This window comes from Pseudomonas sp. J380 (assembly GCF_009827115.1).
GTDB lineage: Bacteria > Pseudomonadota > Gammaproteobacteria > Pseudomonadales > Pseudomonadaceae > Aquipseudomonas > Aquipseudomonas paracarnis.
In genome coordinates, this window is record NZ_CP043060.1 from 4,089,633 (window position 1) to 4,113,558 (window position 23,926).

Below are 23,926 nucleotides of genomic sequence, written 5' to 3' on the forward strand. Positions count from 1 at the left end.
GCTTCGTGTTATATCGTAACGAATTGTGTGCAAGTGGGCGTTGAGCAGATGCAAGTGGATCTAGAGGCTGACGGGGCTTCGGTTGAAGGCCTCGCGCGTTTTCAGCAGGGGCTGTTCCACGCCCGTCGATTGCGCCAGGCCGGTATCGGCCTGACAACCCTGGCCCTCAGTGGTTGGATATTGGCGCTGTTCGTAGCGTTGTTTGCACCCGTGTCGATCTGGCCGGTGGTATTGATCAACTGCGCGTCGGCCTTGCTGCTGCTGGTGGCCGGCTTGCAGTCGGCCTGGTGGGTGGCCGATTGGCGTGCCCAGGCGCTGGAAGTGCCGCGCGGCGAAGCGGTCGAACAATCCATCGAGCCCACACCCTGGCATAAGGGCCTGATCAACCGGTTCGGCAACGGCCTGTTGGCGCAGATTGGCGCACCGGTGCTGTGGTTGGGCGGCTGGTCGTTGCTGGCACTGGTCAGCATCCTGCAGTTCTGGAACCTGGGCTTGCCCGCTGCTGCCATCGGGCAATCGGCAAGTATTGGCGCAGCGCTCGCATTGGCCCTGGCGTTTGGCCTGCTGGTATTCGAACGCCGCCTGGCCCAGGAAACTGCCGCCCAATGGCCGGAAGCCTCGCAACTGGCGCAGTTGAGCCGGATGGCAATTATCTGCCTGGTGCTCAGCGCGATCTGCCTGCTGTTTGCCAATGCGGAGTCGGTGTGGCCGCTGCGCCTGGCGACACTCGTCGGCCTGTTGCCGGCGCTGGTGGCGCTGGAGTTCCTGCTCAGGGGCGTGCTGTCGCTGTTCAGCCCGCGCCAGCCGCGTCTCGAACCGCGCCTGATGGCGCAGAGTTTTATCGCCGGCCTGCTGCGTTGGCCGCCGCAACCCTTGCTGGCGTTGCAGCATGAACTGCACAACCGTTTTGGCATCGACCTGCGCCAGATCTGGGCCTTCACTTACATGCGCCGAGCGTTTTTCCCGGTGTTGCTGGTGGTGCTGGCGGTAGGTTGGGCGCTGACCGGTGTGCATGAAGTGCCCCTGCAAGGCCGTGGGATTTATGAGCGTTTTGGTAAACCGGTCGAGGTGTTCGGCCCCGGGCTGCATGCGGGTTTGCCGTGGCCGTTGGGCCGCGTACTGAATGTTGAAAACGGCGTGGTGCATGAGCTGGCGACCAGCGTCAGTGACGCCGCCACACCGCAGTTGGCCGCAGCCGAAGGCCCGGCGCCGTTGATCGCCAACCGCCTGTGGGACGCCAGCCATGTGAATGACAAATCCCAGGTTATTGCCAGCAGCAGCGGCGACAAGCAGGGCTTCCAGATAGTCAATATGGACGTGCGCTTTGTCTACCGCATCGGCCTCACCGATCAGGCCGCGCTTGCCGCCACCTACAACAGCGCGGATATCCCGACCCTGATCCGCAGCACCGCCAGCCGCATCCTGGTGCACGATTTTGCCTCGCGCACCCTGGATGAATTGCTCGGGGAGGAGCGCACCAGCCTCGCCGACGAGATTGGTCGCAGCGTGCAAGCCGACCTGCAAACCCTCGACAGCGGCGTGGAAATTCTTGCCACGGTGGTCGAGGCGATCCACCCGCCGGCCGGTGCCGCCAACGCTTACCACGGTGTGCAAGCCGCGCAGATCGGCGCCCAGGCTTTGATCGCCCGTGAACGCGGTGCCGCCAGCGAACAGACCAACCAGGCGCTGCTTCAAGCCAGTACCGCCCGCGATCAGGCCCAGGCCAGTGCCCGCGAAGTGAATGCCGGCGCCCAAGCAGCGAACCTGCGCTTTGCCGCCGAACAAAAAGCCTACGCCGCTGCGGGCCAAGCCTTCGTGCTGGAACAGTACCTGGGCCAACTGAGCCAGGGCCTGGCCCAGGCCAAGCTGCTTATTCTGGATCATCGTTTGGGTGCCGACAGTGCGCCGACGATCGATCTACGTTCTTTTACCTTGCCCGCCGACCCGTCGGCGCCGCGCAAAGCCGTTCAATAAGGAGTTCGTCTGTTGAGCGCTCATTCCCACGATCATGATCACGGTCATCACCACCATCACGGCCACCACCATCACCATCACGGCGATGAGCAGGCGACCGGGCCTTTTCCCTGGCGGCGCATGGCGTGGGCGGTGTTGCTGGTGCTGTTTGCCGTGGCAGCGGCGAGCCTGGTGCAAGTGCGTTCCGGCGAGGCCACGGTGATTACCCGCTTCGGCAACCCTGCGCGCGTGCTGCTGGAGCCGGGCCTGGGCTGGCGCTGGCCGGCACCGTTCGAAGCAGCGATCCCGGTGGACCTGCGCCTGCGCACTACGTCCAGCGGCTTGCAGGATGTGGGCACCCGCGATGGCTTGCGGATTATTGTGCAGGCCTATGTGGCGTGGCAGGTGCAGGGCGATGCCGACAACGTGCAGCGTTTTATGCGTGCGGTGCAGAACCAGCCGGATGAGGCGGCGCGGCAGATTCGTACCTTCGTCGGCTCGGCGTTGGAAACCACGGCGGCCAGTTTTGACCTCTCCAGCTTGATCAATACCGACGCCAGCCAAGTGCGCATTGCCGATTTTGAAGCGCAGTTGCGCCAGCAGATTGATCAACAATTGCTCACCACCTATGGTGTGCGCGTGGCGCAGGTCGGTATCGAGCGCTTGACGTTGCCGTCGGTGACCCTCACCGCCACGGTTGACCGCATGCGCGCCGAGCGTGAAACCATCGCCACCGAACGCACCGCCGTGGGCAAGCGCGAAGCGGCGCAGATCCGCTCCGCTGCCGAGCGTGATGCGCGCATCATGCAGGCCGATGCCACTGTGAAAGCCGCCGACATCGAAGCGCAGTCGCGGGTTGAAGCCGCGCAGATTTATGGCCGCGCCTACGCTGGCAATCCGCAGCTGTACAACCTGCTGCGTTCGCTGGATACCTTGGGCACGGTGGTCACGCCGGGGACCAAGATCATCCTGCGCACCGACGCCGCGCCGTTTCGCGCCCTGGTGGATGGGCCGAAGGACCTGCAGCCATGAGCGAGCCTGAAAGCCCGGACAGCCCGTGGATCCAGGCCGGGCGCCTGACGTTCCTGGCACTGTACGCGGTCACTGTATTGGCGGCGTTGGCCTGGGCCTTTTCCAATGTGCGCCAGATCGACCCGCAGAATCGCGCCGTGGTCCTGCATTTTGGCGCCCTCGATCGCATTCAGAACGCCGGATTGTTGCTGGCTTGGCCGCAGCCTTTCGAACAAGTCGTCCTGCTGCCAGCGGCCGACCGGGTGATCGAACGGCGGGTGGAAAACCTGCTGCGTTCCGATGCGGCGCTGCAGGCCGATCGCGTGGCCAGTTTCGCCACCCCCTTGAGCGATGCCCTGGCCGGCTCCGGCTACCTGCTGACCGGCGATGCCGGGGTGGTGCAGTTGGACGTGCGGGTGTTCTACAAGGTGACCGAACCCTACGCCTTTGTGTTGCAGGGCGACCACGTGCTGCCGGCCCTGGATCGGCTGGTGACACGCAGCGCCGTGGCCCTCACCGCTGCGCGGGATCTGGACACCATCCTGGTAGCCCGCCCGGAACTGATCGGCAGCGACAATGGCGCCGCCGAACGGCGTGAGCGGCTGCGCGGCGACCTGGTGCAAGGCATCAACAAACGCCTGGCGGAGTTGGCGGCCAGCGGCTTGGGGCTGGGTATCGAAGCCACCCGCGTCGATGTGCAATCGAGCCTGCCTGGGCCTGCGGTGAATGCGTTCAACGCGGTACTGACCGCCAGCCAGCAAGCCGATAAAGCCGTGGCCAACGCCCGCACTGAAGCGGAAAAACTCACCCAGACCGCCAACCAGGAAGCTGATCGCCAGGTGCAAGTCGCCCATGCCCAGGCCAGCGAGCGCTTGGCCAATGCCCAGGCGCAGACCGCTACCGTTGCCAGCCTGGCCCAGGTCAAAGATCCCGGTTTGCTGTTGCGTCTGTACCGTGAGCGCTTGCCGAAGATTCTCGGCCAGGCCGGTTCAGTGACCACCGTCGACCCCAAAGACGACTCCCGCTTGATCATCCAGGGAGCCGAACAATGAGCGCACCCATGCTGACCTCTGCCGAACAGCGCAGCGCTGCCCGGCAATTGACCTTGGCGATGCTCGCCCTGGGCTTGCTCGTGCTGGGCCTGGTGTGGCGCTGGCTCGCGCCCGACCAGAGCGGCGTCAGCCAGTTGCTGCTGGGCGTGGCATCCCTGCTGGTGGCGGTGCCGGTGATGCGTTCAGCCTGGTACAGCCTGCGCTTTCCAAGCCTGCACGGCATCACCGACCAATTGATCGCCCTGGCCATGCTCGGCGCCTGGGCCACCGGTGATCTGCTCACCGCCGCGTTGCTGCCGATCATCATGATCTTTGGCCATGTGCTGGAAGAGCGCAGCGTGATTGGCTCCCAGGAAGCGATCCATGCCCTGGGCAAACTCACCCGCAGCCACGCCCGCCTGGTGCAGGCGGACGGCAGCATCACCGAAGTGGATAACGGCACCTTGAACACCGGCGATATCGTCGAAGTGCGTGCCGGTGACCGCGTGCCGGCCGATGGCGTGGTGTTGTCCGGCCAGGCGAGCCTGGACACGGCGCCGATCACCGGCGAGTCGGTGCCGTTGGAAGCCAGCGTGGGCGTGCAGGTGTTTGGTGGGGCGATCAACCTCGATGGCCTGCTGCGCCTTGAGGTCACGCGTACCGGCAACGAATCGACGTTGGGCAAAGTCATTGCGCTGATGCAGAACGCCGAGCGTTCCAAGCCGCCGATCACCCGGCTGCTGGAGCGTTACGCCGGCAGCTACATGGTGCTGGTGTTGCTGCTGGCAGCCGTCACCTGGTTTGTCACCAATGACGCCCAGGCAATGCTCGCGGTGCTCGTGGCAGCGTGTCCCTGTGCTTTGGTGTTGTCGGCACCGGCCACGGCGATTGCCGGGATTGCCGTGGCGGCGCGCCATGGCATCCTGATTCGCAGCTCGGCGTTTCTGGAAGAACTCGCCGACCTGACATCGCTGGTGGTCGACAAGACCGGAACCCTGACCTTTGGCACCCTGCGCTTGCAGTCCATCGAGACAAGCGCGCCGGATCGCCAAAAGCTGCTGAACCTGGCGGCCAGCCTCGGTTCGGCAAGCAGTCATCCGGTCAGCCGAGCGTTGGCGGGGTTGGCGACCCAGGAGCAGATGCGGGTGCTTAGCGACATTCGCGAGCGTCAGGGCCTGGGCGTGGTCGCCCAGACCGAGCAGGGCGAAGCGGCGCTGGGACGGCCGGAGTTGTTTGAACAGTTGGGCATCGTCACCACCGCCGTGCCCACCCATGATGGCCCGATTGCCGGGCTGGCGTTGAACGGCGAGTTCCTCGCCTGGCTGCTGTTGGCCGACAGCGTCAAACCCGAAGCGCGCCAGGCCCTGCAAGAGCTGCGTGACTTGGGCCTGGGCCGCCAACTGCTGCTGACCGGTGACCGCCAAAGTGTGGCCGATAGCCTGGCGCTGGACGTGGGCATCAGTGATGTCGAAGCCCAAGCGCTGCCGGAAGACAAGCTCAACCGCGTGTTGGGCGAAATCAGCAGTGGTTTCAGGCCAATGGTGGTGGGCGACGGCATCAACGACTCCCTGGCGCTCAAGGCCGGCGTGGTCGGCGTGGCCATGGGCGCGGGCGGTGCGGACATCGCCCTGGCCTCGGCGGACGTGGTGTTGATCGGCAGCGACTTGCGCCGCCTGGGCACCTGTGTGCGCTTGAGTCGCCAGTGTCGGCAGACGTTGCAGGTCAATGTGATCATTGGCTTGGGCTGGACACTGGCCATTGTGGTGTTCGCCGCATTTGGCTGGCTGGGGGCGGCGGGCGCGATGATCGCGGCGGTGCTGCATAACCTCAGCACCTTGCTGGTATTGGGGAACGCCGGGCGTTTACTGCGCTTCCAGGAGCCGCTGTTGAAACTCGACGAATAATTTCAGAAATATTTGCTCACGGCTGTAACGCCGACAGGAGGCCTCACTCTAGTGCTGTGTCGAGACTGAACAATCCGTTCGGACCGGCTCCACTACTGATCATGAGGAATACAACAATGAGCATTAAATCCGCTGCTGCTGGTGCCGCCCTCGCAATGGCCGCTGCTTCTCTGTTCGCGGGTGTGGCCACCCAGGTACAAGCGGCAGACGCCACCGTTCACTGCTACGGCGTGACCTCCTGCAAAGGTATGAACGACTGCAAAACCAAGGACCACGCGTGCAAGGGCCAGGGCGAGTGTAAAGGGATGGGCTTCAAGGCCATGACCAAATCGGCCTGCGACGCCGCTGGCGGTAAAGTCGGCGAGTAACCGGCAAACAAGTGCAACCGCGGCGGCTGCCTGCTACCGCTGCGGACACTTTGCCCTGGAGTGAGTCATGTCCGCGTCCCTTCCAAGTCTGGGTTACGGCCTGGGTTTACGCAGTGAGTACTACCACCAGATTCTAGAACAGTCGCCGGCCGTGGATTGGTTCGAAGTGATCTCCGAGAATTACTTGGTGCAGGGCGGCAAGGCCTTGTACTACCTGGATGCGATAGCCGAACGTTACCCCTTGGTGATGCACGGTGTGTCGTTGTCCATCGGCGGGCCACATGCCCTCGATACGGATTACCTGAACCACATCAAACAGCTCGCAGAGCGCATTCAGCCGGCGTGGATTTCCGATCACCTGTGCTGGAGCCGTGGCAGCGCGCACCAGTTACATGACTTGCTGCCCCTGCCTTACACCGAAGAAAGCCTCTACCACGTGGCCGGCCGCGTGCGTCAGGTGCAGGACGTCTTGCAACGGCCGCTGGTGCTGGAAAATGTCTCAAGCTACGTGCGTTCCAAGGCGGATGAATTCACCGAGTGGGAGTTCCTCAACGCCTTGGCCCACCTGAGCGGCTGCCAATTGCTGCTGGACGTCAACAACGTCTACGTCAGCGCACGCAACCATGGCTTTGATGCCTGGACGTTCATTCGCAACCTGCCACCCGAAAGCATTCGCCAACTGCATTTGGCGGGGCATATGGACTATGGCGACTATGTGGTCGATACCCATGACCATCCAGTGTGCGACCCGGTGTGGGCGCTGTATCAGCAAACTTTGGAGCATTTGGGCCCGGTGTCGACCTTGCTGGAACGCGATGACCATTTTCCGCCCTTCGAAGAGTTGCTCACCGAGTTGAACAAAGCCCGTGAGTTGGGTGCCAGCGCCTTGGCCCGGAGAGCGTTATGCGCCTGATCGACTGGCAGTTGGCGTTTGAACAGCATCTATTATCCGAAGCGCCCGCGGCCAGCAGTGGCTTTGCCGCCACCTTGCTGGGAGGGCCGACGTTGGATGTGGACACCGGCCTGGCGATTTACCACAACGCCTATCTGTCGCGACTGCAAGAGGTGCTGCGCCATGACTTCGGTGCCATCTGGTATTGGCTGGGAGATGAGCAGTTTTGCTCACTGACCGAGGCCTACATCCGCCGTTATCCGTCGGCCCATTACAGCGTGCGCTGGTTGGGCGAGCGCTTTGCGATGTTTATCGTTGAGCATTTGATGGCTGCGCAAAGTGCGCCTTTGGCTGAGTTGGCACGCCTGGAGTGGGCGTTCACCTTGGCGTTTGACGCCGCCGAAGGGGAGCCGCTGACCTTGAATGACATGGCGCATTTGGCGCCTGAAGACTGGCCCACCTTGCAGGTTGCGCTGGCGCCTTCGGTGCAGCAGCTGCTTTGCCGTTTCAACACGGTGGCGATCTGGCGAGCCAGCAAGGATGAGTCGGATTTCCCCGGCAGCCAGGCGCTGGAACCGGCGCAAATCTGCCTGGTGTGGCGCAACCAGAACCGCTGCCACTACCGCAGCCTGGAAGCCGCTGAAGCTTGTGCACTCTCGGGCATGGTGACCATGGGGTGGAATTTTTCAGAACTGTGTACTGAGGTCGCGGTCACTTATGCAGAGGGGGCGTCGCTGCAAGCGGCCACTTGGCTGAAACAGTGGGTCCAGGAAGGTTTGCTCGAGCGCCGAGCGCCATAGAGAGGGGGGCTATTCATTCGATAGCTTCCTACTTTGTTTGGCATGGTCTACCCTCACAGCAGACGTCTGAAACAAGGGGGGACTACTCATGCTCGCGCAACTTCCACCGGCCTTACAGAATCTTCAGCTACCGCTGCGTCTTCGACTCTGGGACGGCCATGAATTCAACTTGGGCCCTGAGCCCAGCGTCACCATCGTGGTCAAGGACCCCACGGTTGTATCCAGGCTGACCCATCCAACGCTCGACTCACTGGGCGAAGCCTTCGTCGAGGGCAAGCTGGAGCTGGAAGGCTCCATCACCGAAGTGATCAGGGTATGTGACGAGTTGAGTCACGCCTTGGTCGATGACGACGAGGAGAGTCGCCCGGTACGCTCGATTCACGACAAGGCCACCGACGCGGCGGCCATTTCCTACCATTACGACCTGTCCAACGAGTTCTACCAGCTATGGCTGGACCAGGACATGGCCTACTCCTGCGGTTATTTCGAAACCGGCAGCGAGTCGATCGACCAGGCCCAACAAGACAAATTTCGCCACCTGTGCCGCAAGTTGCGGCTGCAGCCGGGTGAATATCTTTTGGATGTGGGCTGCGGCTGGGGCGGGTTGGCGCGCTATGCCGCACGTGAGTTCGGGGTCAAGGTGTTCGGCATCACCTTGAGCAAGGAACAACTGGCGCTGGCCAAGGAGCGGGTGAAAGCCGAAGGCCTGGAAGACCAGGTCGACCTGCAATTACTCGACTACCGCGACCTGCCCCAGGACGGCCGTTTCGACAAAGTGGTAAGCGTGGGCATGTTCGAACACGTCGGCCACGCCAACCTGGCGCAGTACTGCCGGACCCTGTTCGGCGCGGTGCGTGAAGGTGGTCTGGTGATGAACCATGGCATTACCGCCAAGCACACCGATGGCCGCCCCGTAGGCCGTGGCGCCGGCGAGTTTATCGAGCGCTACGTGTTCCCTAACGGCGAACTGCCGCACCTGGCCATGATGACCGCCGAGATCAGTGAAGCAGGGCTGGAAGTGGTCGATGTCGAAAGCCTGCGTATGCATTACGCCCGCACATTGGACCATTGGAGCGAACGTCTGGAAGACAACCTGGAAGCAGCGGCGAAGATGGTACCGGAACAGGCGCTACGCATCTGGCGGCTGTACCTGGCTGGCTGCGCTTATGCGTTTGCCCGAGGCTGGATCAATCTGCACCAGATACTGGCAGTGAAACCCCATGCCGATGGCGGGCATGAACTGCCGTGGACGCGGGAAGACCTCTACCGCTGATCACGCTCAAAACCGTAGGAGCGAGCTTGCTCGCGAAAAACGTCAACGATAACGCGTACTAGCTGAATGAACGCGGCGCCTGTGAGTTTTTCGCGAGCAAGCTCGCTCCTACATTATTGGTTGTGTGTTGGCGGTTAGAGGATGGGTGAGATCAAGCGCGCCACGCGCATCCCCAGTTGTTGCAGGCGACGGGTCTCGCGGCTTTCTTCCTGGCTGACTTCATGGGCCAGGGCAAAGTCGTCCAGCAGCATCTGCTCAACCTGGTTGGCGAAGGTTTCATCCACCGTCAGCAGCATCACTTCAAAATTCAGCCGGAACGAACGGTTGTCCATGTTGGCACTGCCAATGGCGCTGATTTCGCTGTCCACCAACACCACCTTCTGATGCAAAAAGCCCGGCGTGTAGCGAAACACCCGCACGCCCGCTCGCACCGCTTCGTTGGCATACAGGCTGGACGCGGCATATACGATGCGGTGGTCGGGCCGTGACGGCAGCAGCAGGCGCACATCGACTCCGCGCAATACCGCCAGGCGCAGGGCGGCAAATACCGCCTCGTCGGGGATGAAGTAGGGGCTGGTGATCCACACGCGCTCGGTCGCCGCATGGATGGCCTCGACGAAAAACAGCGAACAGGTTTCATAAGGGTCCGCTGGCCCACTGGCGAGCAACTGGCAGAGCACGCCGTCTTCCGGGTAGGCATCCGGCAGGATCAGTGGCGGCAGTTCCCGTGCGGCCCAGAACCAGTCCTCGGCAAACGACTCCTGCAGGCACGCCACCACCGGGCCGGTGACCTGCACATGGGTATCGCGCCATGGCGCCAGGGGCGGTTTTTTACCCAGGTATTCATCGCCTACGTTATGCCCGCCGACAAAACCGGAGATGCCGTCCACCACGACGATCTTGCGATGGTTACGGAAGTTGACCTGGAAGCGATTGAGCCAGCCACTGCGGGTGGCGAATGCCTTGACCTGCACGCCTGCGTCACGCAGCGCTTGCACATAACGATGGGGCAGGGCGTGGCTGCCGATGCGGTCGTACAGGACGTAAATGGCCACGCCCTGAGCGGCTTTTTCCTTCAACAGGGCCTGCAATTGGCGGCCCAGTTCATCATCGTGAATGATGAAAAACTGGAACAGCACGGCGGTCTTTGCGTTACGAATAGCCTCGAAGATCGCGCCGAAGGTGGCATCGCCATTGATCAACAGGCGCACTTCGTTGTTGGCCAGGCAGGGCATGCGGCCCAGCTTGGGCATGGCGCGCAAGGAGGCGTAGGCGCTGGAGTTGCGCGCCGCAAGCGCTTCCTCCACCCACGGGCGCCAGTTCAGTTCGGTGATGGCCGTGTGCATTTCCTGGTTGGCCTGGCGACGGGCCTGGATGTACGCGTCGAAGGTGCTGCGGCCAAAAATCAGGTAGGGGATCAGCGTCAGGTAGGGCATGAACATCAGTGACAACGCCCAGGCGATCGAGCCTTGGGCGGTGCGCACGGTCAGTACTGCGTGGATCGCGGCGAGCGTTCCGAGAAAGTGCAGCGTGGCAATGACGTAGGCGAGCAGGTGCGGGCCAAAGAAATCCATGAACGACGTAACTCCAGGCAGTCCAGTGCGTAACAGACCATGAACGGCTGTGAATGTCGCTATTTTATTTGCCATGCAACACTGGCTGCTTTGCGACGTCTAACGCCCACAATTACCCAGGAGTTACCCGATGAATGCTCGTCTGCTTGGTTTGGCCATGGTTGTTGGTTTGTCGCTGCCTGTGGCGGCGCAGGCGCAGATGCTGGCGCCGGGCTTGTGGGAATTGACCACCAGCAATATGAAAGTCGATAACCAGGACCTGCCGGACTTGTCGCTGATCCTCGGTCAACTCAAGCAACAGATGACCCCTGAACAGCGCGCCATGCTCGAAAAGCAAGGCATCAACATGGCCGGTAAAGGCGTACAGGTGTGCCTGACCCCGGCTCAGGTGGCCTCCGATTCGATCCCCCTGACCGACCCTCAATCGGGCTGCAAACAGGAAGTCACCGACAAGAGCGGCAACCAGTGGAAATTCCGTTTCAGTTGCCCGAAAGCCCAGGGCACTGGAGTGGCAACGTTCCAGAGCCAGAAAGAATTCACCACCAGCGTCAACGGTACCTTCAATGCCACCGGGATCCAGCAGAAGGGTAGCCTGGACAGCCACGCCCAGTGGCTGGGCAACGATTGCGGTTCGGTCAAACCCCGCGCCTAACGCCCGAACTGCAGGGGCAAGCCCTGGCAACTGTTGACCACCTGGCCGTTGTGCCAGGCCAGGTGGCCGCTGACCAGTGTGGTACTCACGCTGTGGCGAAAGCTGCGTTCTGCAAAGGGTGTCCAGCCGCAGCGGGCGAGAATAGGCTGGCTGTTGACCGGCTTGCCAGCAGGCTCCGGTTTGATCAGTACCAGGTCGGCCCAGTAGCCCTCGCGCACGTAGCCGCGATCAGCAATGGCAAACAGGTCGGCCACGCGGTGGCTGGTCTTGGCTACCAGAGTGGTCAGGGGTAAATGCCCGTCGGCCACCAACTCCAGCAACGCCGGCAGGGCATGCTGCACCAGGGGCAAGCCCGAGGGTGCTTGCCGATAGTCCAACTGTTTTTGCGCCCAGGTATGCGGCGCATGGTCGGTGCCAATCACATCCAGACGATCACTCAATAACGCCAGGCGCAGCGCGTCGCGGTCGGCGCGGGTCTTGATCGCCGGGTTGCATTTGATCTGGTGGCCGAGGCGGTGGTAATCGCGGTCATCGAACAGCAGGTGGTGCAGGCAGACTTCGGCGGTGATGTGCTTGTCGGCCAGGGGCTTGTCTTCGAACAGCGCGAGTTCGCGAGCGGTGGTCAGGTGCAACACATGCAGGCGCGTGCCATGGCGTTTGGCCAATTCCACGGCAAACGATGACGAGCGATAACAGGCCTCGGCATCACGGATCAGCGGGTGGGCGACGGCGGGAATATGCTCGCCGAAGCGTTCGCGCAGGCGCTGCTCGTTGGCCAATATGCTGGGCGTGTGTTCGCAGTGAGCGAGCAGGATGGTCGGCGCCTCGGCAAATAGGCGCTCCAGAACGCGTGGGTCGTCCACCAGCATATTGCCGGTGGAGGCGCCCATGAACACTTTGACTCCAGCTACTTCACGAGGAGCGAGGGCCGCGACGGTGTCGAGGTTGTCGTTGCTCACGCCAAAATGGAAGCCGTAGTTGGCCACTGAATGCAGTGCGGCACGGCGCTTTTTATCGGCAAGGGCTTCCAGGTTCAGCGTGGCCGGGTGGGTGTTGGGCATGTCCATGAAGCTGGTGATACCACCGGCCACCGCCGCGCGGGATTCGCTGTAGAAACTGCCTTTTTCCGGTGCACCGGGTTCGCGAAAGTGCACCTGGTCGTCGATCATCCCTGGCAGTAGCCACTGGCCGTTGGCATCGATTTCCACCGGTTCGTTATCGCCTTGAATGCTGGCGGCAATCTTCTCGATACGACCATTGGCGATCAGTACGTCGGCGTCGAATACCTGGCCCTCGTTGACCAGGCGGGCGTTGCGGATCAGCAGGCGGCTCATGGTTCAGAACTCGTTTTGCAGGGCTTTGTAGCCGCGCACCAGGTCGACGTTGGTGCGTGCCACGTCTTCGGAAAACTCCGAGGCGCTGACACTCACCGGCGGGAAGTGCGACAAGTCGGTGTTGGGGCCGATACGCGTGGTGGAGGGCACGTAGAAAGCGGCGGGCAGGTCGCGGCCGTCGACCACCGAGTTGTGGCGCACCACGCACCCATCGCCCACGACGCAATTGAACAGCACACTGTTGAAGCCAATAAACACGCGGTCGCCCACTGTGCAGGGGCCGTGGACGATGGAGCGGTGAGCGATGGAGGTGAATTCTCCGATGGTCACTGCTGCGCCGGATTTGGAGTGGATGACCACGCCGTCCTGGATGTTGGAGTTGGCGCCGATGGTGATCGGGTCCATGGCGCCGCTGGCATCCACTTCGTCGGCGCGGATCACGGCGTAAGGGCCGACGAACACGTTCTCACCGATGATGACTTTGCCGCAGATGATCGCGGTCTTGTCGACGTAGGCCGATTCGGCAATCACCGGCAGGTCGCCGGAAGGATTTTTGCGGATCATGGCTGGCTCAGTGCGGCGCACAGGGTGTTGAGGTTGTATTCGAACAGCCCGATAAAGGTGCTGGCCGGGCCTTCTGCGGCGAGGGCGTCGGAGTACAGCGTGCCGCCGATCTGTGCGCCGCTTTCGTCAGCGATCTGCTTGAGCAGGCGCGAGTCTTTGATGTTTTCCATGAACACGGCTTTGACCTTGTCCTTGCGAATCTGAGTGATCAGCGCGGCAACTTCAGCGGCCGAAGGGTCACGTTCGGTGGACAAGCCCTGGGGTGCGAGGAACTGGATGCCATAGGCTTGGCCCAGGTAACCGAAAGCGTCGTGGGAAGTGACGATGCGGCGGTTACCCGGTGGCAGGGCGCCGAACTTGGCCTTGGCCTCGTCCAGCAGGCTATGGATTTGCTTGAGGTAGGCCTGGCTGTTGCTCAGGTAGGCGGTCTTATTGGCAGGGTCGGCGGCTACCAGCGCTTTGGTGATATTGCTCACATAAATTTCGGCGTTGGCCAGGTTGTGCCAGGCGTGCGGGTCGGGAATGGTTTCGCCATCCTCGTCCATGGTGTGGGAAATCACGCCTTTGCTGGCGGTGACCACCGTTGCCTTGGTTTCGGTGCTGGTGACCAGGCGGTCCAGCCACGGCTCGAAACCGAGGCCGTTCTTGATGATGACCTTGGCCTTGAGCAGTGCCTTGGCGTCGTCCGGCGTGGGTTCATAGGTATGGGCGTCGGCGTCCGGGCCGACCATGTTGCTGATCTGGATATGCTCGCCACCGATCTGGTGGGTGATGTCATCGAGAATACTGAAGCTGGTGACCACTTGGAGTTTGTCGGCGGCGTGGGCCATCGAAAGCGGCAGCAGCAGACTGAACAGCACGAATAGAGCGCGCATCGGGAAACACCTCATTGGGATGTGAGCAAAGGCGGGCGGCGCAACAAGCCGTGCACCGGACCGAACACCACGGACAACAAATACCCAGCGCCTGCCACCAGCACGATCGCCGGGCCGCTGGGCAGTGAGTAGTAGAACGACAGCAGCAGGCCCAACCACACCGACAGGCATCCCAGCAGCGCCGATACCGCGATCAGCACTGGAAGGCGTCGGCTCCAGAAGCGTGAGGCGATGGCCGGCAACATCATCAAGCCGACCACCATCAACGCGCCGATGGCCTGGAAACCGATCACCAGGTTCAGCACCACCAGGGTCAGGAACACGCCATGGGCGAGGGGGCCGAGGCGGCTGACGGTTTGCAGGAACAGCGGGTCGAGGGTGTCCAGCAGCAGCGGTTTGTAGATCAGCGCCATGACGATCAGGCTGAAACCCGAGACCCAGAGCATGCCGGTCAGTGTGGTTTGATCCACGGCCAGGGCGGAGCCGAACAGCAGGTGCAGCAGGTCCAGGCGCTTGCCGGCAAGGCCCAGGATCAGCACCCCGGCGGCCAAAGAGATGGGGTAGATGGCGGCGAGGCTGGCGTCTTCGCGCAGCCCGGTGCGGCGGGTGATCCACGCGGCCAGGCCGGCCATGCTCAGGCCTGCACCCAGGCCGCCGAGGGTCAGCGCGGGCAGGCTCAGGCCGGCGAACCAGAAACCCAGGGCTGCGCCGGGCAGGATGCCGTGGGCCACCGCATCACCGATCAGGCTCATGCGCCGCAGGATCAAAAACACACCTAGCGGCGCGGTGCTGCAAGCCAGTACCAAACCGCCGATGAGTGCGCGGCGCATAAAGACAAACTCATGAAACGGCATCCATAAGTGGGCAGTGAAGTGCATTCAGGCCACCTGCATCTGCGGTTGCGGGCGGATCAGCTCTTTGCTGGGGCCGAATAGGCAGCCGGTGTTTTTGATCTGCAGTACGTGCTGGGTGTGGTGACGCACGGCGGCCAGGTCATGGCAGACGATCACCAGGGTGCGGCCTTCGTTGTGCCAGGCATGGATGTGTTTCCAGCACAGCGCCTGACCGTCCTCATCGAGGGCTGCGTGAGGTTCGTCGAGCAGCAGGACGGATGCGTCGGCCAGGCTCATGCGTGCCAGCAGGGCGCGCTGCAATTCGCCGCCGGACAATGCCATCAACGGTCGATGTTCCAAGCCAGTCAGGCACCAGTCTTCGAGTACCGCGTGCAGGCGTTGGCTGCGTTGTTGCGCGGTGTGTTGGGTGCCCCAGAAACCGGCAGCGACCAGCTCTTGCAGGCTGATAGGGAACTGGCGGTCCAAGTGTTGCTGCTGGGGTAGGAAGGCCAAGCCGCCACGGCGTGGAACATCCACAATGACCTTTCCCGCCAGCGGTTTTTGCAGGCCGGCGATGACTTTGAGCAGGCTGCTCTTGCCTGTGCCATTGGCGCCGATGATGCCGGTGAGGCTGCCTTTTTCCAGGGTCAAATCCAGTGCCGGGGTGAGCGGTTGCCCTGGGGCACCCCAGCGCAAAGAGTTACAGGTGATCATGCAAAGTCTCTCGTCCAGTGGCTTTCAGCCACGGCATCGTGCGCGTGCAGGCTTTCGGCGTGGATCACTTTGAGGTGGAAGGCTTTGATGGCATCCGAGCGTTTCAAGGCGAGGTTCAGGCGGCGAGCGGCGTCTTCGCAGAACATCAGGTTCTGCCCGTTGGCCAGGGCGAAGGCTTGTTCGTCTGCGCGTTTCACCGCGGTTTGTACGGCGGTACCGAGCGCGGCTTCGGCAGCGTTGATCAAGTCGATTATCGGCAGGTCAGTACCTTGCAACTGAACTTGCAACTGCGCGCTGCTGCGTTGGCTATGGGGTGTGGCAACGATACCGTTTGCACTGCCGAGCCAGGCCAGCAGCGCTTCGTGCTGCAACGGAGTGTTGGCGAAATCATCCACAAATTGCTGCTGAATCAACTGCCTGGCGAGGGCGGCGGAGCAAGGGCAGGTTGAGGAATAAGTAACGTCAATTTTTAGTTCCACGTGGAACATCTGGTTTTCCAGACGCGCTTCGATGCTCACCGGGTAGCTCTTCCAGCCGGCTAGCGGACTGACCAGGGCGGGTCGTTTAAGCAGCAACTGGGTGTTGATGCGCAAGTAAGCGTTCTTAGATAAACCTTCATGTGTGTCGAGAAAACGCTGCAGTACATTACGCAGCAGTGCAGGTGTCAGCGGGTGTTGATCGAGCATTTCCAGAGCCAGGTACAGGCGTGACATATGAATGCCACGGGCCGTGCCGTCGTCCAGGCTTACGCCCGCATCAGCGGTGGCGGCCAGGCGTTGACCGTCAATCTGGATCGGCAAGGCGATGCCGCACATCCCCACCCAGTCGAGTGGCAAGGCTTGGCGTGAAGCCTGCGCGGCGATATCCGGCAGAGTCAGCGCGTTCATAAGCAGGTCCATCGTTGGAAATAATTCGACATGTTATAGTATAACAATACGAGCTACGATGAATTTTCTGCTCCAGCCTTTGTTCAGTCATATCGAGTAGGGATACTCCTTTATCTGCGGTATATGCCATGCACCGACGTCAGCTCCTCAACCTGCTGCTGGTCAGCCCCTTGTTCGCCTTGCCTTTGGGGGCTTACGCCACGCAGATTCGCAATGCACGCCTGTGGCGCTCGGAGGACAAGCTGCGCCTGGTGTTCGACCTCAGCGGCCCGGTGCAATACAAGACCTTTTCCCTGACCTCACCGGACCGCTTGATCATCGACTTGAGTGGCGCCGGGCTCAGCGGCGACTTTTCCCAATTGGCGTTGGAGAATAGTGGGATTACCTCGATCCGTTCCGGGCATTTCGGCAAGAGCGATACGCGCATCGTGCTGGACCTGATCGAGCCCATGCAGCTCAACAGCTTCGTGCTGCCGCCCCAGGATGGCCAAGGCCATCGCCTGGTGTTGGACCTGACCAACGCGACCCGTGTGCCCCGTCAAATCGCCGCTGAGACGGCACCCTTGGTAACTCCGGTAGATAAGGCGCATCCCAAGCGCGACATCATCGTGGTGGTCGACCCCGGCCATGGCGGCAAAGACCCAGGTGCCATTGGCTCCAAGGGCCAGCGCGAAAAAGATGTGGTGCTGTCGATTGCCCAGTTGTTGGCTAAACGCTTGAAGCGCGAAAAGGGTTTTGACGTAAAACTGGTGCGCAACGACGACTTCTTCGTGCCGCTGCGCAAGCGCGTGGACATCGCCCGTCAGCACAAGGCCGATATGTTTATCTCAGTGCATGCCGACGCCGCGCCACGGCTGACCGCGTCGGGCGCTTCGGTGTATGCGTTGTCTGAAGGGGGCGCCACCTCCGCCACGGCCCGCTTCATGGCCCAACGCGAAAATGGCGCCGACTTGCTGGGCGCCACCACCTTGCTCAATCTGAAGGACAAGGACCCGATGCTGGCCGGGGTCATTCTCGACATGTCGATGAATGCGACCATCGCCTCCAGCCTGCAACTGGGCAGCTCGGTATTGGGCAGCCTGCAAAACATCACCAGCCTGCATCAGAAACGTGTGGAGCAGGCGGGGTTCGCCGTGCTCAAGTCACCGGACGTGCCTTCAATCCTGGTGGAGACGGGTTTCATTTCCAACCCTCGGGATGCCCAGCGGCTGGTGACGGCGCGCCATCAACAGGCGGTGGCGGATGGCCTTTTCGAAGGACTCAAGCGTTACTTCCAGAAGAACCCACCCATGAACAGCTACATGGCCTGGGTGCAGGCGCAGAAAAACAGCCAGGTCTAACAGCCGGTCATTCGGCTGCAAGTGAACTTGGCGCTGGCGCCCCCTGAGCTGGAAAACCGGTTGATGGTGGTCCAGCCCACGCGCCGCGTGTAGCCGACCCACGCCTCGCCATCCGATGCCAACCCGGTAAAAAACGTCAGTTGCCCATAACGGCTGTTGGTCTGCGCCCAATAGCGTTTGCCGATCACTTCGAAACCGCGCAGATACGTAGTGCTGCCGACGGTTGCCACGCTATAGGCATTGCCCAACGGGTCCACACACGCCAGCAGGTTGGCGCTGCGTGTGCAGTTGGCCAACAGGCTGGGTGCCTGGGCGCAGGCAGGCCCTGCGACTGCCAATAGCAGCGCGCACAGCAGGTATTTCATCGAGGTTCTCAACATAGGCAGGTGACCCAGCATTGCGCCCTTCGTCGCGGCGAGCAAGAGGGATTGGCTTATTTGTATTGTTATACTATAACATAAATGCACAGCCCGACCCGCGAACCGCTTCCATGACCGAACACGACCTTTTGGCCCAACCAGCGGCCGACTACATGAATGAGGCCCAGCAGCGCTTCTTCCGCGAACTGCTGCTGGCTCAGCGCGATGACCTGCAAGCCCGTATCGACGCAGAGTTCCAGGCGCTGCGCGAGCAGGAAACCAACAGCGATCTGGCGGATATCGGCAGTGCCGAAGAGCAACGCCAATGGCAACTGCGCCTGCTGGAGCGTGAAAAGAAGCTATTGGACAAGATCGACGACGCCTTGGAGTTGCTGGCTCGTGGCGAATACGGCTGGTGCCGTGAAACCGGCGAACCCATCGGCCTGCAACGCCTGCTGCTGCGTCCCACCGCCACCTTATGTATCGAAGCCAAAGAACGTGAAGAGCTGCGCGAACGCCATAGACGGGCAGTTTGACCGGCCAACCTTGATGAGGAATACCTGATGCCCAATCGTCTCCCTGTGACCGTGTTGTCCGGCTTTCTCGGTGCCGGTAAAAGCACTCTGCTCAACTATGTCCTGCGCAACCGCGACAACCTGCGGGTGGCGGTGATCGTCAACGACATGAGCGAAATCAACATCGACGGCAGCGAGGTGCAGCGTGATGTCACGCTCAATCGTTCGGAAGAAAAGCTGGTGGAGATGAGCAATGGCTGCATCTGCTGCACCTTGCGTGAAGACTTACTTGAAGAGGTGGGAAAACTCGCCAAAGAAGGTCGTTTCGATTACCTGCTGATCGAATCCACCGGTATTTCCGAACCTTTGCCCGTGGCCGAAACCTTCACTTTTCGCGATGAAAACGAGCAAAGCCTGGCCGACATTGCACGCCTGGACACGATGGTTACTGTGGTCGACGGTATGAATTTCCTGCTCGACTACCAGGCCGCCGAAAGCCTGGCTTCACGGGGCGAAACCCTCGGTGAGGAGGATGAACGTTCCATCACCGACCTGTTGATCGAACAGATCGAATTCGCCGACGTCATCCTGATCAGCAAGATCGACCTGATCAGCAGCCGTGAGCGCGAAGAACTGATGGCCATCCTCGAGCGCCTCAACGCCCAGGCGGAAATCATCCCGATGGTTATGGGCGAAGTGCCGCTGAACAAAATCCTCAACACTGGCCGTTTCGACTTCGAACGCGCCGCCCAGGCCCCGGGCTGGTTGCAGGAATTGCGCGGTGAGCATGTGCCGGAAACCGAAGAATACGGCATAGCGTCCACTGCTTACCGTGCGCGCCGGCCATTCCATCCACAGCGGTTTTTCGACTTTATCGACCGCCCCTGGGTCAACGGCAAGCTGTTGCGCTCCAAGGGTTTCTTCTGGTTGGCCAGCAAACATCAGGATGCGGGCAGTTGGTCCCAGGCGGGCGGGTTGATGCGCCATGGGTTTGCCGGGCGTTGGTGGCGCTTTGTGCCGAAAAGCCAGTGGCCTCAGGACGAAGAAAGCGTGGCGGCGATCATGGCTAACTGGCAGTTGAGCACGGGTGACTGCCGTCAGGAACTGGTGTTTATCGGGCAAAACATCGACTTTGCCCAGATGCGTACCGAGTTGGACGCCTGCTTGCTCACTGATGAAGAAATGGCCCTGGGTGTCGAAGGTTGGCGCCAGCTACCCGACCCGTTTGGCCCTTGGTACGAGCAGATCGCCTGATGCTGGCCCCGGTCATTCCCCTACGCCCTGTCATCCGCCAAAGCTGTGGAGAAACGCCGCTGGCGCTGTCCGACATCCTCAATGATGGCGTCAACCTGGCGATCTGGCAGCGCCAATTGCCCCTGCATATCGCCGAGTTTGGCGCTTTGCTGGTGGCGCTCAATGAACCGTTGGCCGAGTCCTTGGTGGTCGAGTTGGCTAGCGAAGACGCCGTGCCGAACTTGCAAGGTTTTGCGTCCAGCTGTCGCGATCTTGAAGGCTACGATGGGTTTATCGCCGATGTGTCGTGGCTGGTCAGTGCATTCGCCTGCCTGTTGGGCGCCAAGCGCATCGGCGTGCGTTTACGGCTATTGGACAAGGCCATGTGTCCGCGTTTTCACGTTGATCACGTGCCGGTTCGGCTGATCACCACCTACGCCGGTATCGGAAGCCAATGGTTGCGCGAAGGCGTTATGGACCGGCGCAGATTGAGCCAGGCGGATGCCGAGCCCACTGAGCGCATCGAGCAGATCCATTGCGGTGAAGTGGCGCTGCTTAAAGGCACCAAATGGCACGGCAATGAAGGACATGGGCTGATCCACCGCTCGCCAGCGCTCAAGGCCGATGAGCGACGGTTGATCCTGACGCTGGATTGGCTGGCATAACCGCGTAGGATCAAACGCTCTACACGGCCTGAACGATGCCTCTCATGTTGCAGAACATTCCTACCCATGTGATTGCAGGGCCCTTGGGCGCCGGCAAGACCAGCCTGATCAAGCACCTGCTTGCCCAGCGCCCGGCCAACGAGCGCTGGGCGGTGCTGATCAACGAGTTCGGCCAGATCGGCCTGGACGCAGCCCTACTCACACAAGACGATGACGGCATCGCCTTGGGCGAGGTGGCTGGCGGCTGTTTGTGCTGTGTGAACGGTGCACCGTTCCAGGTAGGGCTGGGCCGCTTGTTGCGTAAGGCTAAGCCGGACCGGTTGTTTATCGAGCCCTCAGGCTTGGGCCATCCGGCGCAATTGCTCAAGCAACTGCGGCACGCACCATGGCAAGACGTGCTGGCCGTGCAGCCTTGCGTGCTGGTACTCGATGCCCAGGCGTTGGCGGCGGGCAGGCCGTTGCCGCAGGCACAACAGGAGGCGTTGGCCAGTGCCGGTCTGCTGGTGTTGAACAAGGACGAGACGCTGACTGCGGTGCAACGTCAGGCGATTGAAGCGCAATTACCCGATTGCCCGCTCCATTGGACACGCCAGGCGCGATTGCCACTCGACCAGTTGCCTGGTTTGAAAGCGCAGGCCCAAGTAGCGGTGGATAATCTCGGCGTGCCTGAAGCGGTGGGGCAAATGCCGGCGATCTGGAGTGACCCTGGGTTGCCGATCTGTCTGAGTCAGGGCCAGGAGGGCGGCTGGAGCATTGGCTGGCGCTGGCACCCAAGCCAGCGATTCGATGTCAGCCGTCTGCATCAGTGGCTATCGAGTATCGACTGGCGCCGTGCCAAATTGGTCATCCACAGCGTTGACGGTTGGGTGTCCGCCAACGCTGTGGATAACAGCCCACTGCACTGGCAACCCAGCGCTTGGCGGCGCGATTCACGTGTTGAGTTGATCTTCAGCGCACCACAGGACGTGGCCGCATTGCAAAGCGCCCTGGCAGCCTGCCGTTACTGATGTTTCTTGCTGGCGTGGTCCTGGCGCCACTGGCTCAATTCGATGATCTCGGCGCTGGGCAGCGGCTCCTTGGTTTCGAACGGGTAGGGCGCCAGTTCGATCTGCGCGCTGTGGGCGCCGAATTGGGTGATGACCCCGGCATGCCGGGTTTCGCCGGTCACCGTGAACTCGAAATTATAGATACGCGCCAGGCGTCGGCGGCCATTGGCATCCTTGACGAAACCGATGCGTTTGAGCGCCACGGCACCGTCAAGCAGCTCGATATCGAGCTTGGCGCAATGCTGCTTGACCCGCGCCAGCGCCCGTTCGCGCAGGCCGTGGTTGTGCCAAACCCAGGCGGCGCCGGTGGCCAGCAGCATCAAGACGAAGATGTTTCCCAGGGTCAGCATTCCATGAACTCCAACAAAGTGAGCGCAGCTTAACTGTGTCGCCGGTCTGTCGTACAGGCTGCGTTTAGTCGCATACTGCTCGGCCAGAAATTCAACGGTTTTACGGAAATCTCCCGCATGAAACGTACACCTCACCTGCTTGCGATCCAGTCTCATGTGGTCTTCGGCCACGCCGGAAACAGCGCCGCCGTGTTCCCTATGCAGCGGGTCGGGGTGAACGTCTGGCCGCTCAACACGGTGCAGTTCTCCAACCACACACAGTATGGACAGTGGGCGGGCGAAGTGTTGGCGCCGCAGCAAATTCCTGCGCTGGTAGAGGGTATTGCCGCGATTGGCGAGCTGGGCAACTGTGATGCGGTGCTGTCCGGTTACCTGGGCAGTGCCGACCAGGGCCGCGCCATCCTCAGCGGTGTGGCGCGCATCAAGGCGATCAACCCCAAGGCGCTGTACCTGTGCGACCCGGTGATGGGCCACCCGGAAAAGGGTTGCATCGTGCCGCAGGAGGTCAGCGATTTCCTCTTGGATGAAGCCGCCGCCATGGCAGACTTCCTGTGCCCCAACCAACTGGAGCTGGATAGTTTTGCCGGGCGCAAGCCGCAATCGCTGTTCGATTGCCTGGCGATGGCCAAAGCATTGCTGGCGCGCGGACCCAAAGCGGTGTTGGTCAAGCACCTGGATTACCCAGGCAAACTGCCAGAAGGGTTTGAAATGCTGTTGGTGACGGCCGACGGCAGTTGGCATTTACGCCGGCCCCTGCTGGCGTTTCCGCGTCAGCCAGTGGGCGTGGGCGACCTGACGTCGGGCCTGTTTCTGGCGCGGGTGCTGTTGGGTGATAGCCTGGTGGCTGCCTTTGAATTCACCGCCGCGGCCGTGCATGAAGTGCTGCTGGAAACCCAGGCTTGCGCCAGTTATGAACTGGAACTGGTGCGGGCCCAGGACCGTATTGCCCACCCTCGTGTGCGCTTCGAAGCCACACCGATCAGCCTGTAATGACACAGAACCCAATGTGGGAGCGGGCTTGCCCGCGATGGCGGAGTCTCGGTCAAAGCGATGTCGACTGAACCACTGCTATCGCGGGCAAGCCCGCTCCCACACGTTTTTGAGTTGAGTCGCCGCTTGGAGTTTACGGCGCGTCGGCTTTGATCTCCCGGTAGCGCTTTTCCAGTTCCTGACGAATCTGCCGACGCTGCTGAGCCTGCACAAAGCGGCGCTTGTCTTCGCTGTTCTGCGGCTGCAACGGCGGTACGGCGGCAGGTTTGCGCTGGTCGTCCACGGCCACCATGGTGAAGAAGCAGCTGTTGGTATGGCGCACCGAGCGTTCACGGATATTCTCGGTCACCACCTTGATGCCCACTTCCATCGACGTATTGCCGGTGTAGTTGACTGACGCCAGGAAGGTCACCAGCTCACCGACATGAATCGGCTCGCGAAAGATCACCTGATCTACTGACAGCGTGACCACATAACGACCGGCATAACGGCTGGCGCAGGCATAGGCCACTTCGTCGAGGTACTTGAGCAGCGTGCCGCCATGCACATTGCCAGAGAAGTTGGCCATGTCAGGGGTCATCAGTACCGTCATCGACAGCTGGGCGTTTCCGGGTTCCATAGCACACTCACGGGTTGTAGGCATTGGTTGGGGGAGGCACCTCTGCGGGTACTCAAAGTCTTTGCAGCGCCATCCCTAACGGGACGCCGTCAGGCGGCTCGCCGTCACGCGCGCAGCGATCTGTTTCCATATATTGCACCGGCT

25 protein-coding genes are annotated in these 23,926 nt (G+C 61.5%); 15 read left to right on the top strand and 10 right to left on the bottom strand.

All coding sequences use genetic code 11. The features are described 5' to 3' along the window. Positions 1–48 precede the first annotated feature (48 nt). The 8 genes from hflK (FXO12_RS18420) to cfaB all read left to right on the top strand — a co-directional run bounded on the left by hflK (FXO12_RS18420) (position 49) and on the right by cfaB (position 9,232). On the top strand, positions 49–1,974 hold the full coding sequence (gene hflK / locus FXO12_RS18420; protein ID WP_057975332.1) for a protease modulator HflK: 1,926 nt from the start codon (positions 49–51) through the stop codon (positions 1,972–1,974). 9 nt (positions 1,975–1,983) lie between these two features. Further along, a complete protein-coding gene (gene hflC, locus FXO12_RS18425; RefSeq protein WP_161793234.1) occupies positions 1,984–2,985 on the top strand; it encodes a protease modulator HflC in 1,002 nt (333 codons plus the stop codon). Then, the gene (hflK, locus tag FXO12_RS18430; RefSeq protein WP_003195796.1) at positions 2,982–4,016 is read left to right on the top strand and encodes a protease modulator HflK; all 1,035 of its coding nucleotides are present in this window, start codon (positions 2,982–2,984) and stop codon (positions 4,014–4,016) included. The genes hflC and hflK (FXO12_RS18430) overlap by 4 nt, the downstream gene beginning before the upstream one ends. Further along, positions 4,013–5,899, top strand: coding sequence for a cation-translocating P-type ATPase (locus FXO12_RS18435; protein WP_057975212.1), 1,887 nt, complete (start codon positions 4,013–4,015; stop codon positions 5,897–5,899). Before hflK (FXO12_RS18430) ends, FXO12_RS18435 begins: the two co-directional genes overlap by 4 nt. 116 nt (positions 5,900–6,015) lie before the next feature. Beyond that, complete coding sequence (locus FXO12_RS18440) at positions 6,016–6,267, top strand: membrane protein (protein ID WP_003195792.1); 252 nt, start codon at positions 6,016–6,018, stop codon at positions 6,265–6,267. A gap of 67 nt (positions 6,268–6,334) precedes the next feature. After that, a complete protein-coding gene (locus FXO12_RS18445; protein ID WP_034134115.1) occupies positions 6,335–7,180 on the top strand; it encodes a DUF692 domain-containing protein in 846 nt (281 codons plus the stop codon). Next, the gene (locus tag FXO12_RS18450) at positions 7,171–7,959 is read left to right on the top strand and encodes a DNA-binding domain-containing protein (protein WP_057975213.1); all 789 of its coding nucleotides are present in this window, start codon (positions 7,171–7,173) and stop codon (positions 7,957–7,959) included. Before FXO12_RS18445 ends, FXO12_RS18450 begins: the two co-directional genes overlap by 10 nt. An 88-nt stretch (positions 7,960–8,047) precedes the next feature. Beyond that, a complete protein-coding gene (gene cfaB / locus FXO12_RS18455; RefSeq protein ID WP_014720571.1) occupies positions 8,048–9,232 on the top strand; it encodes a C17 cyclopropane fatty acid synthase CfaB in 1,185 nt (394 codons plus the stop codon). 134 nt (positions 9,233–9,366) lie between these two features. Here the strand turns inward: cfaB and cls are convergent, their stop codons facing one another. Beyond that, positions 9,367–10,806: a cardiolipin synthase gene (gene cls / locus FXO12_RS18460; RefSeq protein WP_057975214.1), complete on the bottom strand. Its 1,440-nt coding sequence runs from the start codon at positions 10,804–10,806 to the stop codon at positions 9,367–9,369. 130 nt (positions 10,807–10,936) lie between these two features. Here cls and FXO12_RS18465 point away from each other — a divergent pair, with 130 nt between their 5' ends. Then, the gene (locus FXO12_RS18465) at positions 10,937–11,458 is read left to right on the top strand and encodes a DUF3617 domain-containing protein (protein ID WP_014720569.1); all 522 of its coding nucleotides are present in this window, start codon (positions 10,937–10,939) and stop codon (positions 11,456–11,458) included. Here the strand turns inward: FXO12_RS18465 and FXO12_RS18470 are convergent. Genes FXO12_RS18470 through folE2 form a run of 6 tightly spaced genes read right to left on the bottom strand, consistent with a single transcriptional unit; the run spans position 11,455 to position 16,665 of the window. Next, a complete protein-coding gene (locus tag FXO12_RS18470) occupies positions 11,455–12,792 on the bottom strand; it encodes a dihydroorotase (RefSeq protein ID WP_057975215.1) in 1,338 nt (445 codons plus the stop codon). The genes FXO12_RS18465 and FXO12_RS18470 overlap by 4 nt on opposite strands. 3 nt (positions 12,793–12,795) lie before the next feature. Beyond that, positions 12,796–13,356 (bottom strand): DapH/DapD/GlmU-related protein, encoded by a 561-nt coding sequence (locus FXO12_RS18475; protein WP_057975216.1) that lies wholly within the window; start codon positions 13,354–13,356, stop codon positions 12,796–12,798. Continuing rightward, entirely contained in the window at positions 13,353–14,231 is an 879-nt protein-coding gene (locus FXO12_RS18480; RefSeq protein ID WP_054916969.1) for a metal ABC transporter substrate-binding protein, read from the bottom strand. Before FXO12_RS18480 ends, FXO12_RS18475 begins: the two co-directional genes overlap by 4 nt. Positions 14,232–14,242: 11 nt before the next feature. Then, positions 14,243–15,109 (bottom strand): metal ABC transporter permease, encoded by an 867-nt coding sequence (locus tag FXO12_RS18485; RefSeq protein WP_057975218.1) that lies wholly within the window; start codon positions 15,107–15,109, stop codon positions 14,243–14,245. Beyond that, complete coding sequence (locus tag FXO12_RS18490) at positions 15,110–15,778, bottom strand: metal ABC transporter ATP-binding protein (RefSeq protein ID WP_054916966.1); 669 nt, start codon at positions 15,776–15,778, stop codon at positions 15,110–15,112. Further along, positions 15,775–16,665, bottom strand: coding sequence for a GTP cyclohydrolase FolE2 (gene folE2, locus FXO12_RS18495; RefSeq protein WP_057975219.1), 891 nt, complete (start codon positions 16,663–16,665; stop codon positions 15,775–15,777). The genes FXO12_RS18490 and folE2 overlap by 4 nt, the downstream gene beginning before the upstream one ends. A gap of 128 nt (positions 16,666–16,793) precedes the next feature. Between folE2 and FXO12_RS18500 the strand changes: the two genes are divergently transcribed. Continuing rightward, positions 16,794–18,005 (top strand): N-acetylmuramoyl-L-alanine amidase, encoded by a 1,212-nt coding sequence (locus FXO12_RS18500; RefSeq protein WP_057975220.1) that lies wholly within the window; start codon positions 16,794–16,796, stop codon positions 18,003–18,005. On the opposite strand, the gene FXO12_RS18505 is transcribed toward FXO12_RS18500, so the two are convergent. Then, a complete protein-coding gene (locus tag FXO12_RS18505) occupies positions 18,002–18,370 on the bottom strand; it encodes a hypothetical protein (RefSeq protein WP_034129159.1) in 369 nt (122 codons plus the stop codon). The two genes, FXO12_RS18500 and FXO12_RS18505, sit on opposite strands and share 4 nt — an antisense overlap. Positions 18,371–18,495: 125 nt before the next feature. Between FXO12_RS18505 and dksA the strand changes: the two genes are divergently transcribed. Genes dksA through FXO12_RS18525 form a run of 4 tightly spaced genes read left to right on the top strand, consistent with a single transcriptional unit; the run spans position 18,496 to position 21,784 of the window. Next, positions 18,496–18,900, top strand: a complete 405-nt coding sequence (gene dksA / locus FXO12_RS18510; RefSeq protein WP_034129158.1) for an RNA polymerase-binding protein DksA — start codon at positions 18,496–18,498, stop codon at positions 18,898–18,900. Positions 18,901–18,927: 27 nt separating this feature from the next. Beyond that, complete coding sequence (gene zigA, locus FXO12_RS18515; protein ID WP_057975222.1) at positions 18,928–20,133, top strand: zinc metallochaperone GTPase ZigA; 1,206 nt, start codon at positions 18,928–18,930, stop codon at positions 20,131–20,133. Further along, positions 20,133–20,777 carry a DUF1826 domain-containing protein gene (locus tag FXO12_RS18520; protein WP_054896083.1) on the top strand — a complete coding sequence of 215 codons (645 nt, stop codon included), beginning with the start codon at positions 20,133–20,135 and terminating at the stop codon, positions 20,775–20,777. The genes zigA and FXO12_RS18520 overlap by 1 nt, the downstream gene beginning before the upstream one ends. A gap of 44 nt (positions 20,778–20,821) precedes the next feature. After that, a complete protein-coding gene (locus FXO12_RS18525) occupies positions 20,822–21,784 on the top strand; it encodes a GTP-binding protein (RefSeq protein ID WP_057975223.1) in 963 nt (320 codons plus the stop codon). Here the strand turns inward: FXO12_RS18525 and FXO12_RS18530 are convergent. Then, on the bottom strand, positions 21,778–22,173 hold the full coding sequence (locus tag FXO12_RS18530) for a DUF3301 domain-containing protein (protein WP_003195752.1): 396 nt from the start codon (positions 22,171–22,173) through the stop codon (positions 21,778–21,780). The two genes, FXO12_RS18525 and FXO12_RS18530, sit on opposite strands and share 7 nt — an antisense overlap. Before the next feature lie 117 nt (positions 22,174–22,290). On the opposite strand from FXO12_RS18530, the gene pdxY reads away from it, so the two are divergent. Then, complete coding sequence (pdxY, locus tag FXO12_RS18535) at positions 22,291–23,163, top strand: pyridoxal kinase PdxY (RefSeq protein WP_003195749.1); 873 nt, start codon at positions 22,291–22,293, stop codon at positions 23,161–23,163. Between the two features lie 133 nt (positions 23,164–23,296). On the opposite strand, the gene FXO12_RS18540 is transcribed toward pdxY, so the two are convergent. Then, positions 23,297–23,782 (bottom strand): acyl-CoA thioesterase, encoded by a 486-nt coding sequence (locus FXO12_RS18540; RefSeq protein WP_003195747.1) that lies wholly within the window; start codon positions 23,780–23,782, stop codon positions 23,297–23,299. Between the last annotated feature and the right edge of the window lie 144 nt (positions 23,783–23,926).